Origin of the sequence: Streptomyces sp. NPDC006925, assembly GCF_042869575.1 — a bacterium.
GTDB lineage: Bacteria > Actinomycetota > Actinomycetes > Streptomycetales > Streptomycetaceae > Streptomyces.
This window is the reverse complement of the sequence record NZ_JBIAGB010000004.1, coordinates 1-26,424: the sequence shown is the minus strand read 5'-3', so window position 1 is coordinate 26,424 and position 26,424 is coordinate 1. Positions and strand designations below refer to the sequence as shown.

General features: G+C 67.2%; 20 protein-coding genes. 6 read left to right on the top strand and 14 right to left on the bottom strand.

Annotation, left to right across the window (positions count from 1 at the left end; all coding sequences use genetic code 11):
• Positions 1-364 precede the first annotated feature (364 nt).
• The gene (locus tag ACFYNS_RS07595) at positions 365-763 is read left to right on the top strand and encodes a MobC family plasmid mobilization relaxosome protein (RefSeq protein WP_388601498.1); all 399 of its coding nucleotides are present in this window, start codon (positions 365-367) and stop codon (positions 761-763) included.
• Positions 764-768: 5 nt separating this feature from the next.
• Positions 769-2,505, top strand: coding sequence for a mobilization protein (locus ACFYNS_RS07590; protein ID WP_388601495.1), 1,737 nt, complete (start codon positions 769-771; stop codon positions 2,503-2,505).
• Positions 2,506-2,520: 15 nt separating this feature from the next.
• Here the strand turns inward: ACFYNS_RS07590 and ACFYNS_RS07585 are convergent, their stop codons facing one another.
• The 6 genes from ACFYNS_RS07585 to ACFYNS_RS07560 all read right to left on the bottom strand — a co-directional run bounded on the left by ACFYNS_RS07585 (position 2,521) and on the right by ACFYNS_RS07560 (position 5,926).
• A complete protein-coding gene (locus ACFYNS_RS07585) occupies positions 2,521-2,964 on the bottom strand; it encodes a hypothetical protein (RefSeq protein ID WP_388601494.1) in 444 nt (147 codons plus the stop codon).
• Positions 2,965-2,976: 12 nt separating this feature from the next.
• Entirely contained in the window at positions 2,977-3,777 is an 801-nt protein-coding gene (locus tag ACFYNS_RS07580; RefSeq protein WP_388601838.1) for an aminoglycoside phosphotransferase, read from the bottom strand.
• Between the two features lie 98 nt (positions 3,778-3,875).
• Complete coding sequence (locus ACFYNS_RS07575) at positions 3,876-4,004, bottom strand: hypothetical protein (RefSeq protein WP_388601492.1); 129 nt, start codon at positions 4,002-4,004, stop codon at positions 3,876-3,878.
• Between the two features lie 15 nt (positions 4,005-4,019).
• The gene (locus tag ACFYNS_RS07570) at positions 4,020-5,126 is read right to left on the bottom strand and encodes a radical SAM protein (RefSeq protein WP_388601490.1); all 1,107 of its coding nucleotides are present in this window, start codon (positions 5,124-5,126) and stop codon (positions 4,020-4,022) included.
• A 74-nt stretch (positions 5,127-5,200) separates the two neighbouring features.
• Complete coding sequence (locus ACFYNS_RS07565) at positions 5,201-5,437, bottom strand: hypothetical protein (RefSeq protein WP_388601488.1); 237 nt, start codon at positions 5,435-5,437, stop codon at positions 5,201-5,203.
• A 45-nt stretch (positions 5,438-5,482) separates the two neighbouring features.
• On the bottom strand, positions 5,483-5,926 hold the full coding sequence (locus ACFYNS_RS07560; protein WP_388601485.1) for an ATP-binding protein: 444 nt from the start codon (positions 5,924-5,926) through the stop codon (positions 5,483-5,485).
• 286 nt (positions 5,927-6,212) lie between these two features.
• Between ACFYNS_RS07560 and ACFYNS_RS07555 the strand changes: the two genes are divergently transcribed.
• The 3 genes from ACFYNS_RS07555 (at position 6,213) to ACFYNS_RS07545 (ending at position 10,345) form a co-directional block, all read left to right on the top strand.
• The gene (locus ACFYNS_RS07555; RefSeq protein WP_388601482.1) at positions 6,213-7,433 is read left to right on the top strand and encodes a helix-turn-helix domain-containing protein; all 1,221 of its coding nucleotides are present in this window, start codon (positions 6,213-6,215) and stop codon (positions 7,431-7,433) included.
• Positions 7,434-7,473: 40 nt separating this feature from the next.
• Positions 7,474-7,935, top strand: a complete 462-nt coding sequence (locus ACFYNS_RS07550; RefSeq protein ID WP_388601836.1) for an NUDIX domain-containing protein — start codon at positions 7,474-7,476, stop codon at positions 7,933-7,935.
• Positions 7,936-8,410: 475 nt separating this feature from the next.
• The gene (locus ACFYNS_RS07545; RefSeq protein ID WP_388601479.1) at positions 8,411-10,345 is read left to right on the top strand and encodes a DNA cytosine methyltransferase; all 1,935 of its coding nucleotides are present in this window, start codon (positions 8,411-8,413) and stop codon (positions 10,343-10,345) included.
• Positions 10,346-10,350: 5 nt separating this feature from the next.
• Here the strand turns inward: ACFYNS_RS07545 and ACFYNS_RS07540 are convergent, their stop codons facing one another.
• From ACFYNS_RS07540 to ACFYNS_RS07505, 8 genes are all read right to left on the bottom strand, one after another.
• On the bottom strand, positions 10,351-10,980 hold the full coding sequence (locus tag ACFYNS_RS07540) for a hypothetical protein (RefSeq protein ID WP_388601477.1): 630 nt from the start codon (positions 10,978-10,980) through the stop codon (positions 10,351-10,353).
• 100 nt (positions 10,981-11,080) lie between these two features.
• Positions 11,081-11,371, bottom strand: a complete 291-nt coding sequence (locus tag ACFYNS_RS07535) for a hypothetical protein (protein ID WP_388601475.1) — start codon at positions 11,369-11,371, stop codon at positions 11,081-11,083.
• Positions 11,372-11,777: 406 nt separating this feature from the next.
• Positions 11,778-13,787, bottom strand: a complete 2,010-nt coding sequence (locus tag ACFYNS_RS07530; protein ID WP_388601472.1) for an AIPR family protein — start codon at positions 13,785-13,787, stop codon at positions 11,778-11,780.
• Positions 13,780-14,799, bottom strand: a complete 1,020-nt coding sequence (locus ACFYNS_RS07525; protein WP_388601469.1) for a PD-(D/E)XK motif protein — start codon at positions 14,797-14,799, stop codon at positions 13,780-13,782. Before ACFYNS_RS07525 ends, ACFYNS_RS07530 begins: the two co-directional genes overlap by 8 nt.
• The gene (locus ACFYNS_RS07520) at positions 14,796-17,573 is read right to left on the bottom strand and encodes a Z1 domain-containing protein (protein WP_388601468.1); all 2,778 of its coding nucleotides are present in this window, start codon (positions 17,571-17,573) and stop codon (positions 14,796-14,798) included. Before ACFYNS_RS07520 ends, ACFYNS_RS07525 begins: the two co-directional genes overlap by 4 nt.
• A gap of 62 nt (positions 17,574-17,635) precedes the next feature.
• On the bottom strand, positions 17,636-19,114 hold the full coding sequence (locus ACFYNS_RS07515; protein WP_388601466.1) for an ATP-binding protein: 1,479 nt from the start codon (positions 19,112-19,114) through the stop codon (positions 17,636-17,638).
• 425 nt (positions 19,115-19,539) lie between these two features.
• Positions 19,540-21,438: a hypothetical protein gene (locus ACFYNS_RS07510; RefSeq protein WP_388601465.1), complete on the bottom strand. Its 1,899-nt coding sequence runs from the start codon at positions 21,436-21,438 to the stop codon at positions 19,540-19,542.
• On the bottom strand, positions 21,438-24,887 hold the full coding sequence (locus ACFYNS_RS07505; protein WP_388601462.1) for a helicase-related protein: 3,450 nt from the start codon (positions 24,885-24,887) through the stop codon (positions 21,438-21,440). Before ACFYNS_RS07505 ends, ACFYNS_RS07510 begins: the two co-directional genes overlap by 1 nt.
• A 447-nt stretch (positions 24,888-25,334) precedes the next feature.
• Here ACFYNS_RS07505 and ACFYNS_RS07500 point away from each other — a divergent pair, with 447 nt between their 5' ends.
• A complete protein-coding gene (locus tag ACFYNS_RS07500; RefSeq protein ID WP_388601460.1) occupies positions 25,335-26,345 on the top strand; it encodes an HNH endonuclease in 1,011 nt (336 codons plus the stop codon).
• Positions 26,346-26,424 lie beyond the last annotated feature (79 nt).

Sequence of the window (26,424 nt, the reverse complement as noted above, 5' to 3'; positions counted from 1 at the left end):
CCACCCCCCTTGCTCCGCACCATTTGGAGAACAGCCCGTGTCGCCTGACCTGTACCAGCCCGAGGACGCCCCCAACGATCCGCTGCCGCCGCCGGAGTTCCCTACGCTGATGGAACGGCTACGACGCGCGTTCGGACGGAGTGCCCCGGGCGGAGCCAGTAGTACCCCGAGTCCGACTCACGGCCGGCCTTCGGGGGTCTCCGCCCCGGGGGAGGCGGAGAAGGCCCTGCGCCAGGGGGCGCCGGACCGGGAGGCTGGGGCCGAGGGCGGCCCTGGCCAGGACGAACTCCACACCGTTCAGCGGGAGACCCTGCGTTCCGCTCACGCCGCTGAGGCCGCCGCCGTCGAACCCGTTGTGCAGAGCGTGCGGCCCACGATCCGCCGCTTCACCGGCGACAAGCGCGTGACCCGCGTCGGCCCTCTGCGCTTCACCAGCCACCAGCACAGCCAGCTCCAGGAGACCGCCGCCGAGCACGGCTACAAGGGAGCATCCGGTTTCGCCGCCGACGTCGTCCTCGCCTTCGTCACCGGCAGGTTCACCGCCAACCTTCCCCTATCCGAGGACCGACGCCGCACGCACATCTTCCGCGCTCAGGTCCTGCGTCAGCTCAACCGGATCGGCCTCAACATCAACCAGATCGCCCGCGTCCTCAACAGCGACCTCACCCCGCCCGACATACGCCTGCGGCTCGACGAACTCCAACGTCTGCTGTCCCTGATCGCCGAGGCCCTGCGCCAGCCCGCTGATCCGACGGAGAACTGACCGCGATGATCGCCCCCATCAAACCCGCCGGGTCCCGCACCCGAGGACTGCTCGCCTACCTCTACGGCCCCGGCAGGCACGACGAACACCACGACCCGCACATCGTCGCTGCCTTCGCGATGTTCGGCATGCCCGACCCCGGCCGCGACGAAAGCGCCACCCTGACCGAACTCGCCCGCTACCTCGACGAACCCGTACGACTGCGAAACAGCGAGTTCGGAAAACCGGTGACCGACCACGTCTGGCACTGCCCCGTCCGTGCCGCTCCCGAGGACCGCTACCTCTCCGACGCCGAGTGGGGCGAGATCGCCCGCCGCATCGTGGCCGCCGCCGGCATCGCACCCGAAGGCGACGACCTGGCCTGCCGCTGGATCGCCGTCCGCCACGCGGACGACCACCTCCACATCCTCGCCACTACCGTCCGCGAGGACGGCCGCCGTCCCAAGCTCCACGACAGCGGCATCCGCGTCGGCGACGAGTGCCGCGAGATCGAGAAGGGCTACGGCCTGCGGGAGTTGAAGAAGGGCGACCGCACCGGTACCCACCGCCCAGCCCAGGCAGAGATGCACAAGGCTGACCGCCTCGGCTGGGAACAGACCAGCAAGGAATGGCTTGAGGACCGCATCCGAGCCGCCATCCCGCACGTCAAGAGCGCCGAGGAGTTCCTCGCCTACCTCGAAGTCGACGGCATCGCTGTCAAACCTCGCCGTGGACCGTCCGGAGATCTCCTCGGTTACGCGGTGGGCCGCCCCGACGATCTCAACAAGGACGGCGCACAGGTCTTCCACCCCGGAGGGAAGATCGCCCCTGACCTCTCCCTTCCCAAACTCAGCGCCCGCTTCGAATCCGGCAGCCCCGAGGAATCCCCCACCGCCCGCCGCGACCGGCCCACCACCCCCTGGCAGCAGGCCACCGACGCCCTCGACGCCCTTCACGTCGAGCTGACTGGTACTGGCGGTGACGGCGTGGACGCGCGGGCTCAGGCGCACATCACAGCGCTCGGAGAACTGATTGAGGCCACCGCACAGCAAGTGCCCCCGGACCTGGGCGCCGAACTGCAAGCCGCGTCGAAGGCATTCGCCCGCGCCCAGCGATCCCAGATCCGTGCCGAAGACCGAGCTGCCGACGCTGTACGCGTCGCAGCCCGCGACATCATCAACACCGCCACCGGCCCCGACGGCGGCGCCCTCGCCTCCCTGCTCGCTGCCCTGGTCTGGGCGACCATCCTCGCCGAGCGATGGCACGAGGCGAAGCACCACGCCCACCAGGCCGACGCAGCCCGCCGGAGCCTCCAGCATCTCCAGACCGCCGCCGACCAGGCCCTCGCCCCCACCCTCACCGCGCTGGAGCACCGTCAGCCGAAGCAAGACGCCCGCCGCACCCTGGCCAGCGACCTCCGCACAGCCGTACCCGACCACGCCGAGCGGATCCTCGCCGACTCCGCCTGGCCCGCCCTCGCCACGGTCCTCGCTGACGCCGAGGCCGGCGGCCACAAGCCCCACCAACTGCTCAAGGAGGCCGCCGCGCGACGCGAACTGACCACAGCCCGCCAACCCGCCCGCGTCCTGATCACCCGCATCCAGCACACCAGCCGCAACCCCGCCGCCAATCCGCGAGCCGAAGCGGCCCGTCGGCGTTCGACGCAGACGGCTTCTCCGCGCATGACGCCTCCGCACGAGAGCCCGACAGGTGTTGCGGGCATAGCCCCTGGGCCGTCCCAACGCCACCGGCACGGCCGGTAGGCGCGCACCTGTGTGTCAGGTGCGCTGCAGGACTTCCGCGAGCTGCGGAATCTGTATCCCGGGGAAGTGGAGCAGCGCGTCGGGGGCGAGACCGTCGATCTCCAGGGGGATGTTCATGCGCCAGGAACCGGGCTGCCAGCGGCGGCGGACGCGTTCCGCGAAGGCGGGAGTATCGGTGAGTGCCGCGACGAGGCGCATGGCGTCGGGGAGCGGCAGCTTCAGCAGTGCCCAGCCGCGGTGGTAGTCGATGAAGGAGTCGGCGCCGTAGCCGAGTGGCCTGGCGCGTGTGGCGCGTGCGCCTGCGGTCGCTTCGCCGACGTCCTGGCAGCAGCCGGTGGTGGCGTAGCCGAGGTTCCAGAGGCGGCGGATGATGGAGACCATCGCCGTGTCGATCTGCACGCGTTGACCGGTCGGGGTGGTGAGCGTCTCGTACGGGTGGACGGCGGGGGCGGTTGGCATGGGTTCTGCCTGTCAGTGATGGCGGTAGGCGGCCCAGCGGGTCGCGGCGTCGGCGAGCTGTTGCTTCCAGGCGAGGTCGGGGGCGTCGGCGGCGATGCCCTCCCACAGTCGCTGCTGGGCGCGGACGAACACATCGAGTCCGCGAGCCGGGGCGGAGGCCCAGCCAGCGGTCTTGGCGGCCCAGCCTTCGGCTTCGTCGGGGTTGTGTCCGGCGGAGATCAGCCAAAGAGTCCAGCAGGCGGCGTCGATCCACGCGGCGCCGCGAGTGGGCCAGGCCCAGTCGACGATGCGCGCGGTGCGGCCGGTGATCAGGACATTGTCGGGGGTCCAGTCGGTGTGCAGTACGGCCTCGCCACGCAGCAGGGCAGCGTCGCCGGGGCTGTCGGTGTAGTCAGCGAGGCGCTGTTCGATCTGCTTCAGTTCGACGTCGGCGGGGGCTCGGACCTGGGAGAGGGCAGTGATCGCGTCGGTGATGAGGGGGATGTCCGGAGAGCCGGGACGGTAGTCGGCGGGCTGGCCGTCGAGGTGTTCGTATCCCAGGAGGTTCCAGGTGCCGTCGTCCAGGGTCCACAGAAGCCGGGGCGCGAGGGGGGTGACGTAAGGGTTGATGGCGGCTTCGCGTCCCTGGGTCCAGACGCGGGGGTGATCGCTGCGCATGCCCTTGACGAAGACGTGGCCGGCACTGGTGCGGAGGGTGGTGGCGAGCGCGTTGTTCAGGCCCTTGTCGATGGTGCTCGCGGCGTAAATGGGGCCGGTGCGGTCGGCAACGGCGGCGCGAGTGGTTGCGGGGAGGTCATGCCAGTCGAGTTTCATGGTCACCACGGCGGGAGTGTAGGAGTTGGATTGGGCTGCCAGCGGTAATGCGGTGCCGATGGGGGTGCCTCCTCTTACGAGGAGGCACCCGGGGCGGCTCAGTAGGGGTTGTCTTCGCCGCAGCCGCGCATGACCTCGTTGCCGGCGACATGGTCGAGATCGTCGACGTACTCGATGTCGTCGTCGATCTCATCGCGCGGGGTGAGCTCCACGGTGAGAGCTGTCATGGGTTCCACCTCCCTTCAGGCGTGTTGGCAGTAGCGGTCAAGGGGTGCGCCGGCCTTGCGATAGAGCGTCACCAGCGGCATGCAGGTGGTGCACGACTGCTGCAGTGCGCAGTCGGTGCAGCCGCTGTGACGTCGCAGCGCCTGGTCGGCGATGCCTCCGAGCCGCGTGAGTCCCGCGACGCCCTCGCGCAGGAGCGGTATGGGGTGATCGCGGGAGATCTTGCAGACGGTGGCCAGACCGAATGGGTTCACGTTCAGCGAGGTGTGCCCGGCGTCGCATCCGGTGAAGGGGGTGCGGTGGTGCAGGTAGTCGGGGGCCTGCTGGGCGAGCGGATCGGACCCGCCGGTGAAGGTCGGTGACATGTGGGTGTACTCGCGGACCCGGTCGGCGTACCGCTCGGCGAGGGCGCGCATGGCAGGCGCTTCGTGCGCGTTGGCCTCGGTGACGACGACGCTCAGTGACAGCGGCAGCCCGGCCTCTCGGGCTGCCGCCAGACCGCGTCGGAACTTCCGATAGGCGCCACGACGCTGGGTGAAGCCGTCGAAGGTGGTCTCCGTGGCGCCGTAGACGCTGAGGGTGATGCGGTAGGGGCGGCGGCCGGTGAACAGACCCAGCAGTTGCGGGCGGTCGAGGGTCGAACCGTTGGTGAGGATCTCGACCATCATCCCGAGGTCGTGGGCGTAGGCGTACGTGTCGGCGAAGTGCGGGTCGATGGTGCACTCGCCGCCGCCCAGTTCGAGCCACACCACCCCTGCGTCGCGCAGGGTGTGCAGCAGCTTCGCGCGCTGGGGCCAGGGCAGCCCCTCGTGCCGCTTGTCGCCGTACACGCAGTGCGGGCAGGCCCAGTTGCAGCCGTTGTTGACCTCGTACGAGGCGCGCCCGTGCCCGTACGGTGAGGGCTCGCGGACCAGCACCACCTCTCGCGTCGACCCGTGGGCGTCGAGGTCGAGACCCCAGCGGCGGTGCGCGGCTCTGCACAGCCAGCCGGGTAGGGGCCCCTCCTCGGCTGCGAGGCTGCGCAGCTCCAGGTAGTGGTGGCCTCTGATCTTGACCCCGGACGCGTGGCCTGGGCGCAGGAGTAGGAAGTCTTCCAGGAACGGTGCTGCAATCAGTTCGTGCACTGGCATGGGTCCCCCAGGCGGGCTCGGGCACCGACGGCAGGAGCGCGCGCCGGAGTGTCATCGGCTGGAGCGGGCTACGCGAAGCGGCATGTCGTGTCCGGCAGAGTGGCCGGGCTGCGGGCCCGGCGAGGTCGGTAGGTGCGGGTGACCTCGACCAGGGCTGAACGGGCGAGTACGCAGGCATTGCCGTCGTCGGACTGGAGCCGCTTACAGAAGTCGTGGATTTCACGGATGTCGGTGATGGCGTGCGGTGTCCCGCCGATGTAGATCACGTCACCGGGACGGAGGCGATCCCCGGGAACGTGGATCATCTGCGGCTGGGAGGGGAGTGTGCGGCGTTCTGGCCGTTCGGGAGTTCATGTGGCCTTCACCTCGGCCCAGACAGCTTTGCCGAACCGGACGTCATGCACTCCCCAGGCTCCGGGGCAGATGGCGTCGAGGATGACCAGGCCCCGGCCTCGGTCGCGCTCGCTGGACTCCGGCCGGGGGCGGGGCCTTCGCCGTACGGGGTCGCGGACCTCGACCCGCGTCCGGTGGTCCTCGACGTCGAGGGTGAGGGCCAGGGAGTCGCCCGGCTCGGTGCCGTACCGGATCGCGTTGGTGACCAGTTCACACACGACCAGGGCCACCTCGGCGACATGGTCGTCGGACCTCGTAGGTGCGTGGTGCGCCAGGTAGTCGCGGGCGTAGGCCCGAGCGTGTCCAGCGGACTGCGGCTCGCCCACCAGCACCAGCACCGAGGGCAGCGCCTCGGGGGGCGAGCAACACCTGGCTGGACCCTCCCGATTCCTCTCGATCACGCAAGCCCCCTTGCAGCAAGGTTTGTAGACAGCAGCCGAGTTGGGTGGCTCGGTGGTGCTTCATCAGGCGGGTTGTCTCCAACGCGGAGTGCTCCAGGAGGTCACACTCCGCCCCGCATCAGGAGCAGCGCCGATCCCTTGGCCAGTCGAAATGTGGGGAAGTTGACCCCACCGTCCGGCGACTTTCTCGGTCTCCTGCGACAGTAGGCAATGAGCCCCGGAGCACCCCGGAAAATCCTTCCGGGGTCCCTTTCGGCTACGAGGTGATGCTCAGGACATGCGAGGGATGACAGAGCACCTGACCATCGGCGAGCGCGTCGCCTGGTATCGGCGTCGGCGTGGCCTTTCCCAGGAGGTTCTGGCCGGCCTCGTCGGGCGCACCACGGACTGGCTGAGCAAAGCGGAGAACAACCGGATCGAGCTCGACCGCCTTTCGGTGATCACCGCACTCGCCGAAGCCCTCGATGTCTCCCGTGGCGACCTGCTCGCTGAACCGACCCTGATGGAGTGGTCCGACAGCAGTGGCCGCCGCTCGGTGCCCGCACTGCGCGATGCCCTCATGGACTACAAGCAGCTCACACCCTTGCTGGGACCCCCGCCCGATGACGAACCACCGCCCCTGGAGGACCTGAGGGCCGAGGTGAAGGAGGTCCTCGACGCCTACCAGGTTTCTCAGTACGGCCTGGCGACTCGACGCCTTCCCTTCGTCCTGGCCGACGCCCTCGCGGCGTCCCGCTCGTGCTCGGGGCGCGAAGGTGAGGAGGCCGCTGCCGGGCTCGCTCTGGCCTACCACGGTGCGGCCATGGTGCTGGGCAAGGTCGGTGAGTCGGAGCTGGCGTGGATCGCCGCCGACCGCGGCTTGGCGGCAGCGCAACAGAGCGGCGAGAGCACGGTGACGGGCTCGCTCTTCCGTGCGGTCGCGCACTGCCTGATGGCCACCGGCCGTTTCACCGCGGCGATCCAGCTGGTGAACGACGCGGCGGCCGTCATGCAGCCCGGCTTGGGGGCCGCGAACGACGAGTACCTCTCGGTCTACGGCACGCTCTTCCTCGTCGGCGCCATGGCAGCCGCGAGAGCGGAGGACCGGGCCACTACACAGACCTTCCTCCGCGAAGCCGACGACGCCGCGCAACGGGTGGGCGCCGATGCGAATCACCTGTGGACGGCCTTCGGCCCGACCAACGTGGCCATCCACCGCGTCGCCGCCGCCAGTGAAATCGGCGACATTCAGATCGCTGCGGATCTCGGACAACGCATCGACACCAGTGGCTTGCCGGTGGAACGGCGCGTGCGGCACAGCCTGGAACTCGCACGAGCGCTCAGCGCCTGGAACCGGACCGACGAAGCCCTGGCCACCCTGCTGGACGCCGAGCTGATCGCCCCTGAACAGGTACGTCACCACTACCTGAGCCGGGAGCTGGTCATCGGCTGGATCCGCGGCACCCGAGGTCGCCCGTCCCAGCCCGTAGCAGACCTGGCCCGCAGGCTCGGGGTCGTCGGCGGCTAGAGTCCGTCGCGTGAGCGAGGAGAACGAGCACGAGGCGAAGATGGCCCGCCCCCGTATGGCAGCCGGCGCCCTCTTCTTCGACGACGCCGACCGGGTGCTGCTTGTCGAGCCCTCGTACAAGGATTACCGGGATATCCCTGGCGGGTACGTCGAGACGGGGGAGTCGCCCCGGCAAGCCTGCGTGCGCGAGGTCCATGAGGAGCTGGGCATCAGGCCCGCGATCGGGCGCCTACTCGTCGTGGACTGGGCACCGAGCCCGAGTGAGGGGGACAAGGTCCTCTACCTCTTCGACGGGGGGCGTCTCGGCGCGGAGGAGTGCCGGCGCATCGTGCTGCAGGCCGATGAGCTTCGTGGCTACGCTTTCCACGACGCAGGAGAGCTGCCGCAGCTCACCATCCCCCGGCTGGTACGCCGTGTCACCGCTGCTATCGAGGCTCGAGCTGATGGCGTGACTGTCTACCTGGAGCAGGGAGCAGCGGCGCCGGAAGCTGCCCCGTGGTAGGGGCGATCGAGTGCCTGGTCGCTGATACCTGCACTGGCTCCGAGCTGGAGTGCGCCGTTCCCACGAGCCCCGCTCTGCCGTGGCCTCTGGTAAGGGGAGGGAATCAGGTGTGACCCGAGAGAGCCGCCCTCTCTGAGGCCCCGTCGGCCACGAGATCCTGCCAGAGCGGATATGTGATTCGAACGTGCCTTCACCTGCCTTGCGTCGTTTGTCAGGGTGGCGTGGAGGCGGTGACACCTCACACCCGCTCAGATCGCGCGCGCTGACATTGGTCCACTATGATCGATCATCTTGGGGCACGAAACAGTGGTTCGAAGCTGCAGAGTGCAGGACCTCCGGTAGCTGTGGTTGATGTCAGAGGGACACGGACCACCAGCTCTGATCGGTTGGGAGGTCTGTCGAAAACCTTGCTTCCACCAGCGCGTCTGTGTTCTCCTGGTGCTCGTTCATGTCACGCGTTACGGAGGATTGTGCTGTGAGTAAGGGGCACTACGGCGTACCTCTTGAACGCAGTGACTGCCTTGAACTGCCGTCTCACCTTCACAGCTGTACTCCGGAGTCTTTCCAGGACTGGCTGGAAGGTTTCGGTAAGGGGCGTCGCCTGGCCGTCGACCTCTTCTCCGGTGCCGGTGGGCTGAGCGCAGGCGTCGAGCGTGCCGGGTGGACCACCGCTGCCGCCGTGGATACGGACGAGCGCGCACTTGAGACCCACAGAGCGAACTTCCCTGGCTTGAGCCTGCGGATAGATCTGGGTGACCCCGAGGAGCGGGACAGGTTGGAGGCGATCCTCGCGCCTGCAGAGATCGATCTCGTCGCGGGGGGGCCTCCGTGCCAGCCCTTCAGTAGGGCCGGGCGCAACAAGATCCGCCATCTCGTGAAGAAGCACGGACGGGATCCGGAGGATCGCCGGAAGGAGCTGTGGAGCGCCTATCTGGACATGGTCAAGCGCATCAGGCCACGGGCGGTTCTCATGGAGAACGTTCCCGATATGGGGCTCCATGACGACTTCTTCGTTATCCGGACAATCGAGGAGGAACTCGAGGAACTCGGTTACGCCACGCAGGTGCGGCTTGTCGACGCGTGGAACTACGGCGTCCCGCAGCACCGGAAGCGCCTCATCCTGCACGCCCGGAGGGACGTCGATGACTTCACCTGGCGCGATCCTGATCCGGAACGCACCACGCTGCGTGACGCGATCGGGGATCTCCCGGAGCTGGAGGTCGTCGCCGCTGAGCGAGTCGGTGAGCGGAAGATCGACTACCGCAAGCCGCGCAAGATCTCGGATTTCGCGGACGAGATGCGCAAGGGCGCGACCCGCGGCGTGATCTGGGATCACATGACCCGAAGGGTCCGAGCAGACGACTACCGGATCTTCCAGGTCATGGACTCCACCACCAAGTACTCCCAGCTACAGGAGAAGCTGGATGAGGATGAGAGGGAGTATCAGCGGTACAGCCCGGACAAGTACACGGACAAGTACAAGAAGCTAGCCTGGGACAAACTCAGCCGTACGATCACGGCGCACATTGCCAAGGACGGCTACTGGTACATCCACCCCGAGCAGCTGCGGACCTTGACTGTACGTGAGGCTGCACGTGTGCAGACTTTCCCGGACCGGTTCCGCTTCGCCGGCACCCGGAGTGACGCCTTCCGACAGATCGGTAACGCCGTACCTCCGCTGCTGGGCGAGGCCGCCGCCGAGGTACTGAAGCCCGTGGACGGTCTCGACGCCACGTCCGGACTCCAGCCCCGATGGCGGGAGGTCCGGAACGCGCTCACCGACTGGGCGGAACGACGACGCGCCGGAAGCGACTGGTACCAGCTTCCGAGCGAAGAGCCCGTGCCACTCCATGCCGCTGTCGTGGCCATACTGTCCGGTGCCAAGGTCAGGCCGGACGCCATGGCGGAGATCATGGACATCGTCAGGAAGTCGAGAACGCTGACCTCGACGCTGTTCAAGAAGCTGGTCGACGCGGCGCCCACGAAGCCAGCCCGCGCGCGAGTGGATCGTCTGACGCCACTGGTCGACAAGCCGAACGCCTGGAGGGTGGGTCAGCGACTCAAGATTCCGGCCAAGCTGTCCATGAAGCCAGCTGAAGAGGCTCTCTACAAGCTGCTGATCGGCGAAGACCTCATGCTGGTCGGCACGGGGAACCTTCGCGTGGCTGCGAGGGCCAACGGTGTCGACGAGGACCACGCGAACCGGCTCAGCGACGGGCGCGTCAACCTGGTGAAGCTCGTGGGCGCGGGGAACGACGCACCGCTCCGCATGGCGGCGGTCCGTCTCATCGGTGCGGACCTGTGCCGGGACACGCAACCTGTATGCTCGGACTGCCCACTCGTCGCTCACTGTGCTCGCCGTGGGGAGCTGTCCGACGACCTGCTGACTCTGGCCGTCACAGGGGAATGACCCCCTCAGTAGTCGTCGGCCCGCTCGAGTTCCTCGGTGAGTCCTTCGACCCATGCCGGGGCTGGCAGGGCGCCGAAAGCTTCTCGATGCTCGACGATCGCCCGACCCAGGGCATGGAGATCGGTCACTGATCGGCCGTACAGGTACCAGCGCCCTCCACGCTGGTCGACACCACAGCCCGCGAGTTTCGCGAGTTCGATGATCAACGCGCCGCGCTCCGGGTCAGGGGCGACCCCCACCAACGGATGGTCAGCGTGATGGCGGTGGTCGATCCCGCCAGAGCATGAATAGAAGGTGGCTGTCCGGGCTGCGCTGAGAGCGAGACTGAGGCCGGCGACTCCGACGTCGTTGCCCTGAAGGACGCACATGAGGTCGAAGTACCCCAGGTCGTCAGTCTCCCGGGTCTCATCGAGGAACTCCTCCACGCCGTCAGGCGCGTCCGATAAGGCTGCCCTCTCAAGGACCTCAGCTTCCCTCTCGAGACACTCCTCTGCTTCTGCCCAGCTGGGCAGGCCGAGGCAGTGGTATTCGTGATGCTCGGTGAAACCGTTGGCCACCTCCTCGGCCGTCAATCCACCGCTCAGACCGGCCAGTTGATGATTGTGGCCGATCGTTATATCGAACTCGGGAATCATGTGCCAATGATGACGGACAGCGTGTCGTTGGTGGAGAGTCGCCGGGATTCGCGCCCATCCCCCAGAACCGAATTTCGGGCACGGGCCCGCGTACATTGATTCACAGCGTTACGCGAGCGGATGCTGCCGCCCTGTTCACGGGCCGCGGGCGCCACTCGCTGAGCGGCGCCCGCGGTGTCACGGCGGATCTCGCATTCCCAGATCCGCACCACGGTCCAACCGGGGCTTCCCTGGCCTCCATGGTGTTGCGCTGGTCCCGCTTTCTGTTCGCTGTGATCTTCTCCTGCCAGAGAAGGGAGTTGGGGCCCTGGAACTCGGCGGGGCAGTGCTCCGGGCAGCCGTGCCAGAAACAGCCGTCGACGAAGACGGCGATTCGGTACCGAGGGAGCACGAAGTCGGCAGTGCAGCGCTGCAGCGCCGCGCGACCCGTCGCTGGAGGCGGAACATCAGGCCCAGCCGACGCACGGCCTTCCTGAGGGTCACTTCGGGCTTCGTGTCCATCGTGCGTCGACCACGAAGGTGTTCGCTCTTCGTGGTGGAGACCCACTGTCCCGCCGATGGTCCTCCACTCGCTCTGGCCACGATCTCAGCCCCAGCCTTTTGACGTTCTTTTGGGAGGAGAGCGCCGCACTCCCCTCGTGTTCCTCGAGGCCTCTGTAGTCAGCGATCGCACGAGGTCGCATCGTGCTGCGTCATACCCCGAGGAAACGGTCAGGGACTGGGCCGGGAAGAGGATGCTCTGAACCGCGGCGTTCAGGGTCCGGGTCCGGGTTGTCGTCATCGCCCGAACCCGGCTTCTACGGGGCGGGGTTGAACCCCAGACGTAGCGCTTCGTTGCGGGCGTGCAGCGCTTGGACGGCCTGGACCTCGGGGACCTCCTGTTCCAGTTCGAGCCTCCTGCCGACGAACTGCGCCAGCTGCCGCTGCCACGGTTCGAGGGCGCGTGTCTCCTTGGCCCAGCGTTCGATCGCGTACCACTCCTCGGCGGGGATCAGCGCTGCCTCCTCGGCGGCTCCGGACTCGGCTCCGGTACCACCGGAGAGTGCGGCCTCGTCCAACGGATAGTCGAGCAGTTCGGTGGACAGAGCGCGCGGCATCGTCCAGGGGACTGTGGACACCGCGTCCCAGCAGGCCACCTTCTTGGCCCATTCCCCGACGTGATTGCCTTCCAGCGGTGTGGTCACCGCGCTCATGACTCGTGGGCAAAGGTCGTGGATAGCGGATTCCAGGACCGGTGTCAGGGACTGGTCCCGCCAGATCCGGTCGAGATCGATCCGACGGTCCGTGGCCAGGGAGAGACGCGCCACGGTGTAGGTGGTGATCATGCTCTTGTGGCTGCCTGCGCCGTGGATGGCGGCAATGCGGTCAACGGTCTTGAACAGGATCGCCATGGCGATCACCCGCTGGCAGTACTGGAGGTCCACCCGAGGCGGAGCCTCCTCGATGCGCAGCATGAACTCGACGAAGTTCTTCTGGGCGCCTCGGCTGACCAGGTAAGGGAGCCGGTGCCAGGATTGGACGAACTTGGCTAGGTCCGCCTTCGTGAATTTCTTCTTCGTCGGATTGAGCTTCTTGAACTGCCGCTGCCTTGCGGGCGTCCGGGCTTTGGCCAGCTCGTCCGTGTATTGGCCGCGAGCGCGTTCATAGAACCAGTGCGTCTCCTGGCTGCTGCCCTCCTCAGCGGGGGCCCACAGAGAGCGGGTGATCCGCTGGATCTCCACGTGGTAGTCGTGATTGGAACTGAAGTCAACCTGGGTCACCCGGTTTTGCGTGTTGGAGTACTCCGAGATCTTCGGAACGATCTCGGCGAGCCGGTCGGGCGCCACCTCCGTCAGCTTCATTTGCACCCGCGCGTCGGACAGGTCTGCCTTGTCACGGGTGAGCGCGTAGTGGAGCGAGGCGGTCGTCTGCCCCCCGTTCACGATCTGCAGGCCGTGGATCCCGGAGATGTGGGTGGGCTCGCCGTCCGGGCCCTTCACGAAGTCGACCTGCGACGCCGTCGCGGTGATCCCGTTGTTGTAGGCCAGGAAACGGCCCGGCGCGTGCAGCAGGGTCTCCCGAATTCCACGGTTGACCGAGCCGCGAGTCTGGAGGAAGGAACGGACGTTCAGTTCCAGGAGTCGCGTGCCGTACTCGGCGTACAGCTCCGCGAGCATCTGCCCGGGTATCACCGCCAAGGCGACGGAGTGGTCCTCCTCCGAGGAAGGCGCGGCGACGCAGGGGAGCGGCGGGGAGAAGGGCACCACGATGGGCTCGCCGAGCGAACCCGATGTCGCGTGACGGTGCAGACGGGCCAGGTCCCATACCTCGTGGGTCACCGGCAGGCCGTCGAGGCCGGACGCCGGTACCTCGGTGAAGGTGCCGACGCGGTTGCTGAGTAGGAAAAGCCTGATCCGCTGCACCTCAGTGAGGGCCTTCTCGACTGCCGCGCACATGTCGTACACGTCGAAGGACTCGTCGATGTGCTGCTGCAGCCCGTCACGGCAACGGGCAGCGAAGGTCAGGAGCCGTCTGAAGAACGTCTCGGTCTGTGCCTTGCTGAGCTTGGTCCCCAGCGGCGCCAGATGGAAGTCCGTGACGAACAGGTCCAGGGACTCGCCCGACTCCCCGATCCCGTAGCCGTGGACCTCGTGCCCGTGCGCCTTGTGATAGGCGGTGAAGGTGTTGGAGACGATGCCGGCCTGTTCGAGGTCTTCGAAGACCCGCCTGGTGAACGCTTCCGGGGTGGTCGTCCCCTCGGCGTCGGCCGTCGCCTGGACATCGGCGACCAAGCCACGGGAGAACTCGTCCAGGTCCGACTCAGCCATTGGGTCCCCCGATCATCTCCCGCACCTCGTCGATCTGTGCGCGGAAGGCGTCCAGACCCGAGGTGCTCACCTGGTACGAGCAGTCTCCGACCCCTTCGGGAAGGTCGGACTCGGTCAGCCTCGGAAAGTCGTCTCGCACGTGCCAGCAGCGCAGGTCCCGCACGGTGTACCGAGGCTCGTCGTAGCAGTCTCGGTGCGCTGGCAGGTAGCCCGCCTGAATGAGCAGGCCGTCGAATCGGGCTCGGGCGGCGGGGTTGGTGAGCTGCTGCCGAATGCGGTCGACTCGCCTGTTCAGGCTCTCGCCAGAGCCTCCGCGACGCTCGTCCAGCTGCGCGAAGGCGAGGAGGAGGGCGGGGGTGCCGGTGCTGTCCAGCTGCCTCTCGCTCGCGATCCGGATGTTCCGGGGCCGCTTGGCGGTGCTGACCTTGGTTTCGATGGCCACGTCTGGCAGCTGGAAGTCCTGGTTGGTCCCAGTGGGGCCGGTCCAGGCGTCGACTGCCTCGGACTGGGAGAGCTCTGCGATCAGGGTGTCTCCCAGCAACAGGAGCTCGCCGTACAACCCACGCCGCGCCTCGGTGCTGAGTCCGTCCGTGCTGACGGCACGTAGCAGGTCCTGCCACCGACCGAACCGCACCACAGCGGCGGCCATGGCGTCGGCGGCTCCCGAAGCCGCCTGCGCGGTGGCGGCCACGTCCGCAACGAGCGGGTTGAACACCTCCCGGAGTGCGTTCTCGGTCAGGATCACCTGCAGCTCGTACTCAAGGCGGGACACCGCGCTCAGGTTCATCTCGATTCCGGCGGCCCTCGGCAGACGGCCGACCGACCGTACGACCGGGTCAGCGGAGCGGGCGTCCGTACGGAAGACCAGCATGCGCTGCCGATCGGGGTGGGAGACGGAGAGGAAGATGTCGAGCGGGGATTCCGGGTAAATGCGGATACTGGAGCGCCCCGGGGTGTCCTGCGGACTCTCCAGCGCCTGCCACTCGTCCTCGGTGACGTCGGTGACCGTCACGCCTCGTCATCCTCCTCGTCCTTGGTGTAGATGTCCTCCTGCAGCCAGATGGCGTTGGCCTCGTATTCGGTCTTGGTCTGGTACTCGGAGTGCGGGAAGCTCGCTTGGAACCCCACGACGGGGGTCGTCTGACCGGCTTCGGATGCGTCCGACACCGTGAGGGGGTAGACGAGCAGCAGCCCCTGATCGGTCCTCCGCTGTCGCCGGATGTGCGGGCCAGCCGGAGTCTTGGGGGCTGACGCCTTGTCCTGCAGCTTCGCGGCCTTCTCGGCGGCTTCTCGCGCCGCCTTCTTCTGGTCGTCGTCGAGGTCGATCATCTCGTCCGGCGGGCTGAGCACCCTGCGAATCGTGTATCGACCCTCGTCTCCGAACCTGGGGTTAAGCGCCTTACGGGTCACGAGGCCGACCTTGTGCCCGGCGATCTCCTTGGGCGTGCCCGACGTCGTGCTCCCGACCAGACAGACCGTCCAGCTGCCGAGCTCACCCACCCTCGTGCACTGATCCACGTACTTCGCGATGAGCCTCGGGCGGACACGCTGTGCCATGCGGTCGGTCTCGTAGGCGGTCAGGAACTCGGAGACGATCTCCGCGGGCACGTTGTTCCACCGGACCTTGCCGTTCGGCGCTTTGGCAGGGGCCGGCTTGGTGATCGCGTCCATTCGACGGACGAGCGTTTCCAGGGCCTGGTAGTTGCGTTCGACGGCGCCCTTCGAGAGATTGAAGATCACGGTCTCCGGCCCCTCGCCGGAGTAGCTGAGCATGATCTTCGTGCTCTGCCTCATCTTGTTGGCTGCCGTCACGGTGAGGCCCAGCGAGGATGCCCGCACCTTGAGACCGAACTGCTTCGGGGTGAGGCCGAGGGTCGCCATCTCCTCGACCTCTCTGCGCAGTTCGTCGGTGGCGGCAGTGACCTCCACATAGGCGTCCTCGAGGGCCGGCATGGTGTAGAGGCGGCACAGGTCTTCGTATCCGGGGCGGTACCCGAACCACCGGCCCATCTGCAGCAGCGTGTCGTATGTCTTCGACGGCCGAAGGTAGTAGCTGACCGTCAGGCCCTCGAGGGTGAGGCCGCGGGAGAGCTTCTGCCCTCCGATGGCGATCACCGAGAGGCCGTTCCTGCGGTTGTCGTAGTAGTCGAGGGCATCCTTGGAGGAGCCGTTCACAGTCTTGACCTGAATCTTCCGGAGGGCCGGAAGGAGCTGGTCGGAGACCTGATCCCAAGTCAGGCGTTCGGCTTGCTCGGCCTCGAAGCACTCGGTGGTCGGGGCGAAGTCCCTCTCCCACAGGGCACGGAACTCGGCACGGATCTCGGGGCCCTTTCCGTAGCGGTCCCGCATCATGTCCACGACGAGGTGCAGGTGGTCCTGGACCTGCTCGTGCACCAGGGTCTGCACAGCGGTGAAACGGGTGACGTGCACCAGCATCGAGTTGTGGACCTTCGCCTGTCCGCGGGCCCGACGAGCGGCGCAGGAGAGCACGAACGAGAGGACCGCCTCACGCAGGGACTTCGGGAGGTCCCCGGAGGGGACGTCCCCCGACTTGTGGCCGGAGGGGAGCCAGGCGTCGCTGTCGTCCACGTGCCGGACGAGCGGCAGGGCCTGCACGTCGTCCTCATCCTCGTCCTCCACTTGGAGGCCGAAGACCCTTTCGGGACCGAGGTAGTTCGACGGGGACGGCAGGCTGCGGATGAAGCTGGCAGGGAACAGGTCCTCGCCAGCATCGGAGTTGTCCGCCTCCGGGTCGATGTAGATGTTGGCGAACGGCGTGGCCGTGTAGCCCACGTACGCGGACTTGTCGAAGCTCTTCATGAGCTTACGAATGGCCGCGTTGGTCTTGGTCGGATCCGCTTCCGGGTCCCGCACCGTGTTGATGGAGGCGTTGTCGGCCTCGTCGTCGATGACGAACAGAGGGAGATCCCTGATGACCTTGTCACCGTTCTCGTCCTCGACGCCGTGTACGTCCAGTACCCACTTACGTACGTACTCGAGGATCTTGTAGTGCTTCTTGACGACGAGGACGACGGGGAAGTCACCCAGAGGGAAGTTGATCGCCTTCGCCGTCGCGAGACCGAAGTCCCCCTTCTCGCCGCTGTTGGTCGGTGAGGCGATCTTGAGCTTCTTCACCAGCGGCATCTTGCCCACACCTATGGCGCGGGAACGCCCGTTCTCGTCCGAGCGGCTCTGGTTCTGGGTGTCGAAGCCCAGGAGCCCCTCATCGATCCGGAGTTGGGTCTGACTGCGAAGGTCGTTGTGGATGCCTGCGAGCACCACGATGAAGCGGTAGCCGGCGTCTACGGCCTTCGTCGTGAGGCCGATGTACTGGCCGGTCTTCCCCGATTGCACCTGGCCGATCACCAGGCCCCTGCGGCGCCACAGACCCGGACGGCGGGGGTCTTCCAGCTGGCTCAGTACGTCGTCCGAGCTCTGGTCCAGTCGGCGCACGACCCATGGGGGGAGGTTGACGACATCCTCGAGGTACCTGCGGTAGCGCTCCCAGAAGTCCCAGTCGCGGTCGTTCTTAGCCTCGGGCAGCCATGGTTCGTGGCCCTCGCCCTCGGTGAGGGCGAGGGATCGCTCCTGGAAGACGGCGGTCAGGGCCTCAATCTCCTTGATCAGCACGTCCCGGTCGACTGCCGCACCCTGCGCGGCCATCATGCCGAAGATGACGTTGACCGCGTTGTACACCTCGTCGGACTTCGGCTGCCGGTCCTGAGGCAGGAAACTGAGCACCAAGCGCCGGGCCTTGGCCATGGGGTCGTCGGGAACGCCGCTCACGTGGAACCTCCGGTCGGACGAAGTCGATGTCTGGGAGCGTAGGGGCGGCCACTGACAATGCGTCATCTGCTCCAGAAACCCTGCAGCTGGTCGAAGGGCGGCATGGTCCGCAGCCGATCTTTAGCAGCGGACGGAGAACGGCCACCCGAGACCAGGGACTCGTAGATGCGCAGTGCGACCTCGACGGCCGCGTCGTCAGCCGGGCCTGGACCGCCGAACGGTTCTGGGTCGTCACTGCTGTCGGTCTCGTGCATCACGCGCAGCGCCGCGACGGGGATCGTCTCCTCAAGGAGACGGATCAACGCGCGTACGTCGGCGCTGGCGTTGCCGCCCGGACGCAGAGCGGACTGGACCAGCGGGTGGCTGCGGTTGATCTTGCAGGTGACTCGGCCTTCGGGGCGGCGTACGAGCCACGCGTACGAAAGCGGGTCGCCGTGAGTGCGGGCGGCGACCTGCCCCCGGTACCGGAGTACGTCCGCTGCGGTCGACCGGGCCTTGCGCGCGATGCGGTTGAGATGCGGCCGGAGGGCGACGGGCGGGACGACGCTCGACTTCCTCACGTCGACGCTCCACTCGGCATCCGTCTCGGCGGGGATGTCCACGGCGATGCGCGCCAGGTTGTACTTCTCCTCACGGCGCATCCCCCGTTGCCCCAGCCAGTCACCGGCAAGGATCAGCCGGTCCCGGCGGTACACGTAGAAGCCCTGCTGGTCGAGCCAGCCTTCAGGGCCGGCTGCCTGGGCGTACTCCTCTGAGCTGAGCCGGTGGGAGCCGGGCAGGATGAACGCCTCGACTCGAACCGAGCTGTCACCCAGTGGCAGCTCCTCCGGCTGCAGGGGCTGTACCGAGGGATGGTTGCGCAGGAAGGGATCCCAGGCTTCCACCGTGGTTCCGCGTACCCGCAGGTCACGGCGCCGAGTACCGGTGAGGAACCGAGCGAAGACCATGCCGAGGTGTGACTCGGTTCGCGTCGCCTCGGCGTAGAACTGCTTCTGGGTGCCCTCGTCACCGGTGCTCACTTCATCGGCGTGGTATCCGTTCAGCCGCCGCCAGAGAACGATGGTGCCGTGGTCGGAATCTCCCCGGAGCCTGTGCAGTACGGCCATGGTGTCGGTGTCTGCGTCGTGGAGCAGCCGCCACTGGCCGGACTGTTCGACGACGTCAAGGTCCCAGGTCCGGGTGTGCCACTGCCCCCTGGCCTTGGCCGCGCTCACGGTGAGCTGCCCGGCCTGGGAGAACGAGGCGGACTTGAGGCCGACGCCGAACCGGCCGAGATCGGTGGCCGAACGTGGCGTCGCGGGACCGCGGGCGGCCACCGTCATGGCCGTGACGAGTTCCTCGGCGGTCATGCCCCAGCCGTCGTCGACAACCGCGATCCAGGAGTCGGCGCCGGCCCAGGTGAACTCCACATTGATGGTCCGGGCCTCGACGGAGATGCTGTTGTCCACGAGATCGGCGACGGCAGCTGGCAGCGAGTAACCCAGCGAGCTGAGCGAAGCCACCATGCCCGCCGGCTCGGGGGCGGCGATGTCGTACTTCATATGTGCCCGGCTCTGCTTCCCCGTGACGTTGTTCTCCGGAGGGTGACCATCCCGGAGACTCGGTGAAACCGGGCGGGGCGACCCTCGACCATGAGGGGCCACTGCGTTCGTTCGCTCAGGGCGACGCACCCCACCACCAATCGATGCTACGGGAGCAGCACTGCATGCTGGCCGGAGTTCGACCGGGCCGTGGTTTCGACAGCCGCGGTGGGGCCGAGATCGTGTCGGCTCTCCGGCCCGGGTTGCCAAGCTGAGCACGCACGTATGCGGGTACGCGCATCGGAGACTGTGTCCAAGAGGTTCAGCTCGGGCTCCGCGGAAAATTGGGATCATCACTGGTCGAAGATTGGGTGGGGATTTCGCGCACACTCGGAGCGTGGTGGGGGCGGGTCCTTGGTTCAGCTCCCGCCCCCGCCACCGGTGGTTCACAAGGTCGGATCCCAGTACCCCACCCTGGAACCGTCGGGAGATCCGAAGAGGTGCCAACGGGAAAGGTTCCTGTTCCAGGTCTGACAGGCGGTCTCGGGAAGCTGGAGACAGCCGTGGTCCGCGCCCTCGTTGGTGATCATGCAGTTCGGGTCGTACAGGCAGGCGTCGTTGTCGACGGCGCGGGTGACGACTGCGTCCAAGTTCTGTTCGAGCACCGTCCGCAGGGCTCCGAGGCTGAAGTCGCTGCCCGCGTTGGGGTAGACGGCGAACGCCAGGTCGTACGGGAAGAGGTACTCGGACAGGCTCGTCTCGCTGTAGCCGCTGTCGACCGCCAGCGCCCGGAGCATCTGGTGGGACAGGGAGTGGAGCAAGCCGAACAGCTCGTGGACGGGGAGATCGGGATCTCCGGGCTCCGGCCGGGACTCGTGCGAGAGGGCCTTGCTGTCACTCGCACCCACCTGGTGCACCAGCCACCGCGCGACGCCGCCGACCTCCTTAAGGGTGCTCCGGCTGACGAGCTCGTTACGGACCAGCCACCGGCTGATCCGCTCTTGGTCAACCGGGAAGAGAAGGGCCTCCGCTTCGGTGGGGTGTGCGTAGAGGAGGGTCTTCTCGGGGGCCCCGCGTGCGGCACGTCCCCGGTAGGGCACCAGGTCCGCTTCCTCTGGGCTGAACCCAGCCCGGCTGTAGCCGATCGCGAGGTAGGTGATCGGGAGATCACTCACCAGGCAGGTCTCCTGAGCAAGCCCGGCGGACGCGAGGACGCTCGGATACCGCTCGTACAGGGCTCGCCGCTCGGGGTTGCGGGCCTCACGTTGGAGACGGGGGATGCCGAGGCGGTCCAGGTTGAGGACCCGGCGGTAGGTGTGGAGCTCGGCCGCGAGCCCCCGAGCGTCGTCGCTCTCGACATCGAGGCTGAGGGCCTTGCCCACTCGGTCGCGCAGGTGGTCCGCCTCGACCGGTAGGAACCGTGACCGGAGTGCCCGTGCCTGGTCGTGAAGGCCGGCCTCCTCCATGACGCGGATGCTGTCCACGACCTCGTCGGGGACGTTGACAGTGTTCCCGTCGGTGATCCGCCGGAACTCGTCCTCGGTGATCTCGCCGAGCCACCGACCGAGCACTGCGGCGGTGTAGAGGGGATTGCTCTGCCTGGCGGCCTCCTCGGTGGTGGTCACGTTCACGAGTGTCAGGCCCTGACCCACGTACGTGGTGCCCGCGGAGTGGAGCAGAGGGCTCATGAGCTTGTCCGGGTAGCCGCAGGTGGAACTGCCGCAGCTCCACTGCACGGGCAGAGGGAAGCCACAGGTCGTGCACTCCCAGCGGAAGTCACGGAACCGGCTGGCGCGGTCGTCGAGCCGGAACCGGGTGTGCCCCCTGGGGCACTTGCTCGGCGGGTACATGGGCGAGATCTCCCCACACCTGTGCGCGAAGACGAACTGGAGCTGCCGGTTCCCGACGCCGTTACCGCAGGTGGGACACCTCGGCGGCCAGTCGTCGGTTCCGGGCCGTGGGTCACTCGCTGTCCAGACATGGCCACACCTGCCGCTGGCGCACCGTACGACCCGGGGCCAGACTCGGCAGAAGACCTTGCCGGGGACCACGACCTCGTAGTGGCGGTCGGCAAGCCGGTCCTCGTCTGCGGGGAACTCCGGTGCCCGGTCGGCCCCGGCGGAGTACGCGCGTCCGGTGGCTCGCCACCTGCGTACGAACCGCGTGGCCTCCTGGACCAGATGTGAGCGGTCGAGGGTGGGGCCGTCGAACTCGTCGTCACGTCCGAACTGGAGGACCTGGACCGTGTACCCGCCGTCGTGGTCGAAGGTCTGTCCCGGGCGGTACCGGTAGAGAACCTGGCCCCGGGCCCGGTTCATGCTGTCGTCCCTGGGGTTGAACGCCATCACGACCTCCTGCCGTCCGCGACGATGTGGAACGGGATGCCTTCGGAGACGTCACGGAGGCTCGTCATGGGACGGTACTCAAGCCCCAGGTAGTCCCCGGTGGCGCGGTATCCCCGGCTGTTCCCGCTGGCCAGGCCAGCGGAGGCGCCGGCGGAACGGAGGCTGGCGAGGGCGTGTTCCACCATGTTCTCGAGGTCGCTGCGCAGTTCCTCCCCCTCGGACCGCTGCGACTGGAAGACGGTGTGGAGGGCCTCGAGAAGGCGGGTGAGCTGGACTCCTTCGAGCCCTCCGCCCGAGGGGTTACGCATGGCCGTCTGCATCTTCGAGAGGTCGTGTAGATGGCCCGGGGCATTACCTGCCCGCCACCAGTCGTGGTTGGTGATCTGGAGGAGGTGGCCCATCAGTATCCCGGGGAGGGTCCTGCGTACGGCGAAGCGGCTCCACCGGTTGATGGCCACCGGTTCGACCATGCGGTCCAGGTACTCGTGGAACTTTCCGTGGTACCGGTAGTGCGACCGGTCCCGTTCCCTGACGGGGTTGAAGAGCATGAAAACGAGGCCGTGATACGTACGGCCGACCCGCGACGACGCCTGGATGTACTCGGCCATGGACCGGGGCATCCCGTAGAACAGCATGAGGTTCAGCCGGTCCACGTCGACCCCGTGGCTGACCATGCTCGTTGCGACGACCATGCCGGTGTCGCCGTGGGCGTTGTCCAGGTCGTCTAGGACACCGCGTACCTCGTCCAGCCGCGTCGAGCCCTTGAGCTCGGCAACTCCGAGGTCGGGGAAACCCTCCCTCCGGAGAGTCTCGTTGACCTGGGTGTCCAGCGAGCGGCGGATGCGGCCGAAGTCGACGAGTGAGCCGGTGTACGTGAGGCTCGTGCGGTACAGGTTGACAAGAGCGCTGAGCTCCTCCTCCGGCCAGGCCGCGAGGGCGGGGGGCAGGTCCTGTCGCCAGTCGAGCTTCCACAGGGCGCGGTGCGCGGACGTCAGGATCCTGACCAGTGTCATCTCCGCCGTTCCGCGTGTCGGCATGACCCCGACGAAGCGCCGCATAGGAAGGTCTCGATCGAGGCGCCAGTAGAAACTCTCCTCGAGGCTGGGTCCGGGCAGCGGCACCACCACCGACCTCAGTCCGAAGAGATGCTCGCTCTGGCGGTCCTCGCCGCGGATGGTTGCGGTGGTGGCGACCACCTTCATGCGGACTCCCCGTCCGTCCGCCCGCTGCCTGGAAGACAGGGTGCGCTGCACCTCGGCCAAGAGGCCCTCGTAGTGGCCCGAGAAGGCCCCGAGCTCCTCGTTGACCATGTGGAGCTCGTCGATGATCTCCAGAGAGGGAGAGGGGTCGTAGAGAGGCGTGCCCAGGGGCTGGGGAGGTGTCTTCGGGTGGCCCGGTGCGTGACGTTCGTGGCACTTCCTGCCTCGGCCGAAGCCGTGGTGCGGGCACCGGCAGTCGACATCACCGAATAGCGCGCCGAACTTGTCCGACAGACCGATGTTGGCGAGCTTGTCCAGGGTCCCGACCACGACCGTCGGCAGGTATCGGTAGATCTCCGTATCCACGACGACGATCGGCAGGACCTTCCCGCACTGCTCGTTACCGCACACGTGTTTCAGCCTGAGCTGCTGCGGGTCGGGCGCCGGGATGCCTACCGACCGCTCGCCGCAGTACGGACAGTCGTGGACGAGCCGGTACGCGTTCCGCTCCTCCTCGCTCGACCGAAGACGGTCGAGCAGGTCGGCCGTGAGTGAGTTGGGCGTGTTGCCGCCACCGGCGTAGAAGCCGATGAAGAAGGGCCAGCCAGGATCACCACCGACCTCCCGGAGCCGGTCGGCGTTCCGATCACGAACCGTCTCTGCAGCGGCGACGACGTTGAGCTGGCGCTGCGTCTGCTGGAGAGTCAGCAGCCTCAGCGGGAAGCGGCACCAAGCGGAGACCCCGATCTTTTTTCCCCGCGCCCGGTCGTAGAACATGCACACCAACACCAGGCCGAGATACGCCTCGGTCTTCCCGCCCCCGGTCGGGTACCAGACGACGGTTGCCGCCTCGGTCGGGTCCACGCTCTCGTCGTCGCCCCAGAGCCCGGGGGCGAAGAGTTCTGGCGGGTGTTCCCGCCACGCCAGGGCACCCAGCTGGCTCACGATGGCCACGAGCTGGAACAGGCGCCAGCCCTTGCTCGGCCGCGTCCGTGGCCGGTTGAGCTCGACCATGGACTCGTTCGCGAGCTGGAAGGCCGTCAGCAGACGCCTGTCCCGGCGCAGCCACGCGATGCCGTCGCGGAAGCGGGCGACCTCCAGCGCGGCGGCCTTGCGGTCAGCTTCCTTGCGGCGGGCCAGCTCGGGTTGGTCTTGGAGATTCGCCGTACCCCAGACGGGGTTCTCCAAGTATGCCTCCATCTCGTTGGCGAGATCGTCCAGGACCGGCAGAGGATCGGAGGCGAGTACCGCGTAGCCCCAGCGCTCGTCGGCCCGGGCCACGGAGCGGTGGGTGTCGTGCTCCGGAGCCGCCACGCTGTACACCGTCACGAGCTGTCCCTGGTGTGTGTCGACCTTGACACCGCAGTTGTTCGCGTACGCCCCCAGCTCACCCTGGTACCGGTAGGCGTCGGCCCCGAGGTCCATCGTGATTGGCAGGAGACGGTCACCCCCGACCTCCAAGCCCGCCCGGAACAGCGTGTGGTCCCTGGCCTCGTCCCGACGAGTGCGGCCGGCGTTGGGGCCGCGCCCTTGGACGGTCACGACGGGATCGCTCGCGAGGTTCTGCAGTGTCACAGTCACGCGTAGCCGATCGGGCGCCACGGGCCTGGACGTGACGACAACGTGGGCGGCCGGGGCTGGCGCGACGGGGGTCCCGCCGACCTCCTGGGCCAGCCAGCCCTCGAAGGCGTCGTTGTCCGCCATGGCTGCAGGGGGAACCAGACGTTCCCTGCGGTCGCTCCCGACACGGCGGTCGATCCGGGAATCACGGACTGCCGCTCTGATGGCCTTGTCGAACTCGTGCTGGAACTCACGTTGCAGGGCCTTCTGTAGACCGGCTGCGTTCCCCAACACGACTTCAACCGGCCCGACCGACACGTCAAGGCGCCGGAACAACGGCGCGAGCCGGTAGGGCTCCTCGCGTATACCGGCCCACTCGAGCTGTTGCGTGCGGGTAGGTAGGGCCGCGTAGTAGAACGACGCCCGAGCCTTCACGGTGATGGAACTGGAGTTCTCGGCCTCAAGCTCGAATCCGAGGCTGTCCGGAGTGGTGCGGCCGTTTCGCGGCGCGGCACCGCCAGGCTCCACGGCGTGCGGACCAAGGGTCTCCATGAAGTAGCGGGCGCTCGGGGGCTCACCGAGGCAGAAGTCACCCTGGGCCTCGCCGGTAGCGTCACTGACCACCGCTTTGACGAGGTGATCGACGAGCGCGGTCTGCTGCGCGACGCTCGGCTCGAAGGGGTTGGTCACCGCGCCTCCCCGTCGGGTCCCGCAGACTGCGTCAAGACCAGGGGAAGGGGGCGCGTGCCCGCACATGCGGGGTGGGGTGAGAGCCGAGAGGGCTCAGAAAGGCGCACCAGTTCGGGCGGACATGCCGAACTGGCCCGCGGGACATGGGTGTCCACGGGGTCTCCTAGGCTCGCGAGTCAGAAGCCGCCATAGCACGGCGCCATAGCCGGACATCTTCTGCTGCTTCGAGCCTCAGCAGCATCGAACGCATCGCTGTGAAGCCGCAAGCGGATACATCGGACTGATGGAATCTGTCTGGATTCAGTCTGTCCATGTCTGGATCTGACGTTTATCAGGCGCTGCTCTGCTGAACGGGGTAGCGCGAGGTTGGGGTGCGACAGAGGCGGGCGCTACCGCCGAGACGACGGAGGGGCCCTGCGTCGCTGGCCTCTCCGACATGATTGGTCCGTGATTCCCGAAAGCGAACCAGAGATCAGCCGCCACGACCAACTGGCCCAGCTTCGGAGCGATCTGATCAACAGGAAGGTGTCCACTGCGTGGTTGATGCTGGCGCTAGGCAATAGGCGGGAGCATGCCGGGAACGACGGCTATGACGACAGCGCGTCTCAGCACTACAGCTGGGACAGCACAGTTCAGAATCACGCCCGCGTGGCGGTGGGGGATGTGATAGCCCTCTGGGATAGAAAGGAGCTCATCGGCGTCTCGGTGATCGAGGTGATCGACACCACGCTCGCCGAGAAGACGCTGTATTCCTGTCCTCGGTGCGGGAGGGCTGACATCAAGCGGCGTCAGCGGGAGAAGCCCTCTTACCGCTGTGGTAAATGCGAGCACATCTTTTCAGTTCCGCGTCAGAAGACCAGGCCAGTGACCACCTACCGGTCTGCGCATGGCAAGCGATGGATGAACGGTCGCGGTCTGCTCTCGGGCTCCGAGCTTCGGGCTCTCTGTGATGCTCCGAAGTCGCAGCTGAGCATGCGCTCTGTCAGATGGGAGCGGATGCGGCTGGCGCTTCTTGATGCCACTGATCAGGCCAGCACCGTCAAGGACATAGCCGCAGCTGCTCGCTTGGCCATGGCAGGCGGCCATAGGGAGTCGATTCTTCGAATACGCGTTGGCCAAGAGGCATTCCGTGAACGGCTGCTGCGAGAGCAGGGCGAAGTATGCGCTTTCACGGGCCCCACGCCGGCTGCTGTCCTGGAAGCGGCTCACCTCTACAGCTATGCCGAAAGCGGCGAGCACCATGACTACGGTGGACTGCTGCTGCGCCGTGACGTCCACAGGCTCTTCGACCTTGGCCACATAGCAGTGGACACGGCCTCCGGAAGGCTAGATGTCACCTCGAGCCTTGACCACTTTCCGTACTACGCGCAGCTTCATGGTCGGCCTCTGGCGGTACGACTACGACCGGAACACGAGGTCTGGCTCGATATCCATTGGCTTAGCCTCGAACTTTCGTGACGGTCTGCCGACGGAGTCGGCAGACCGTTCTTGCGTTCGGTGCTGATGGTGGGCAGGTCGGAGGCCCGGCTCTCGCGTC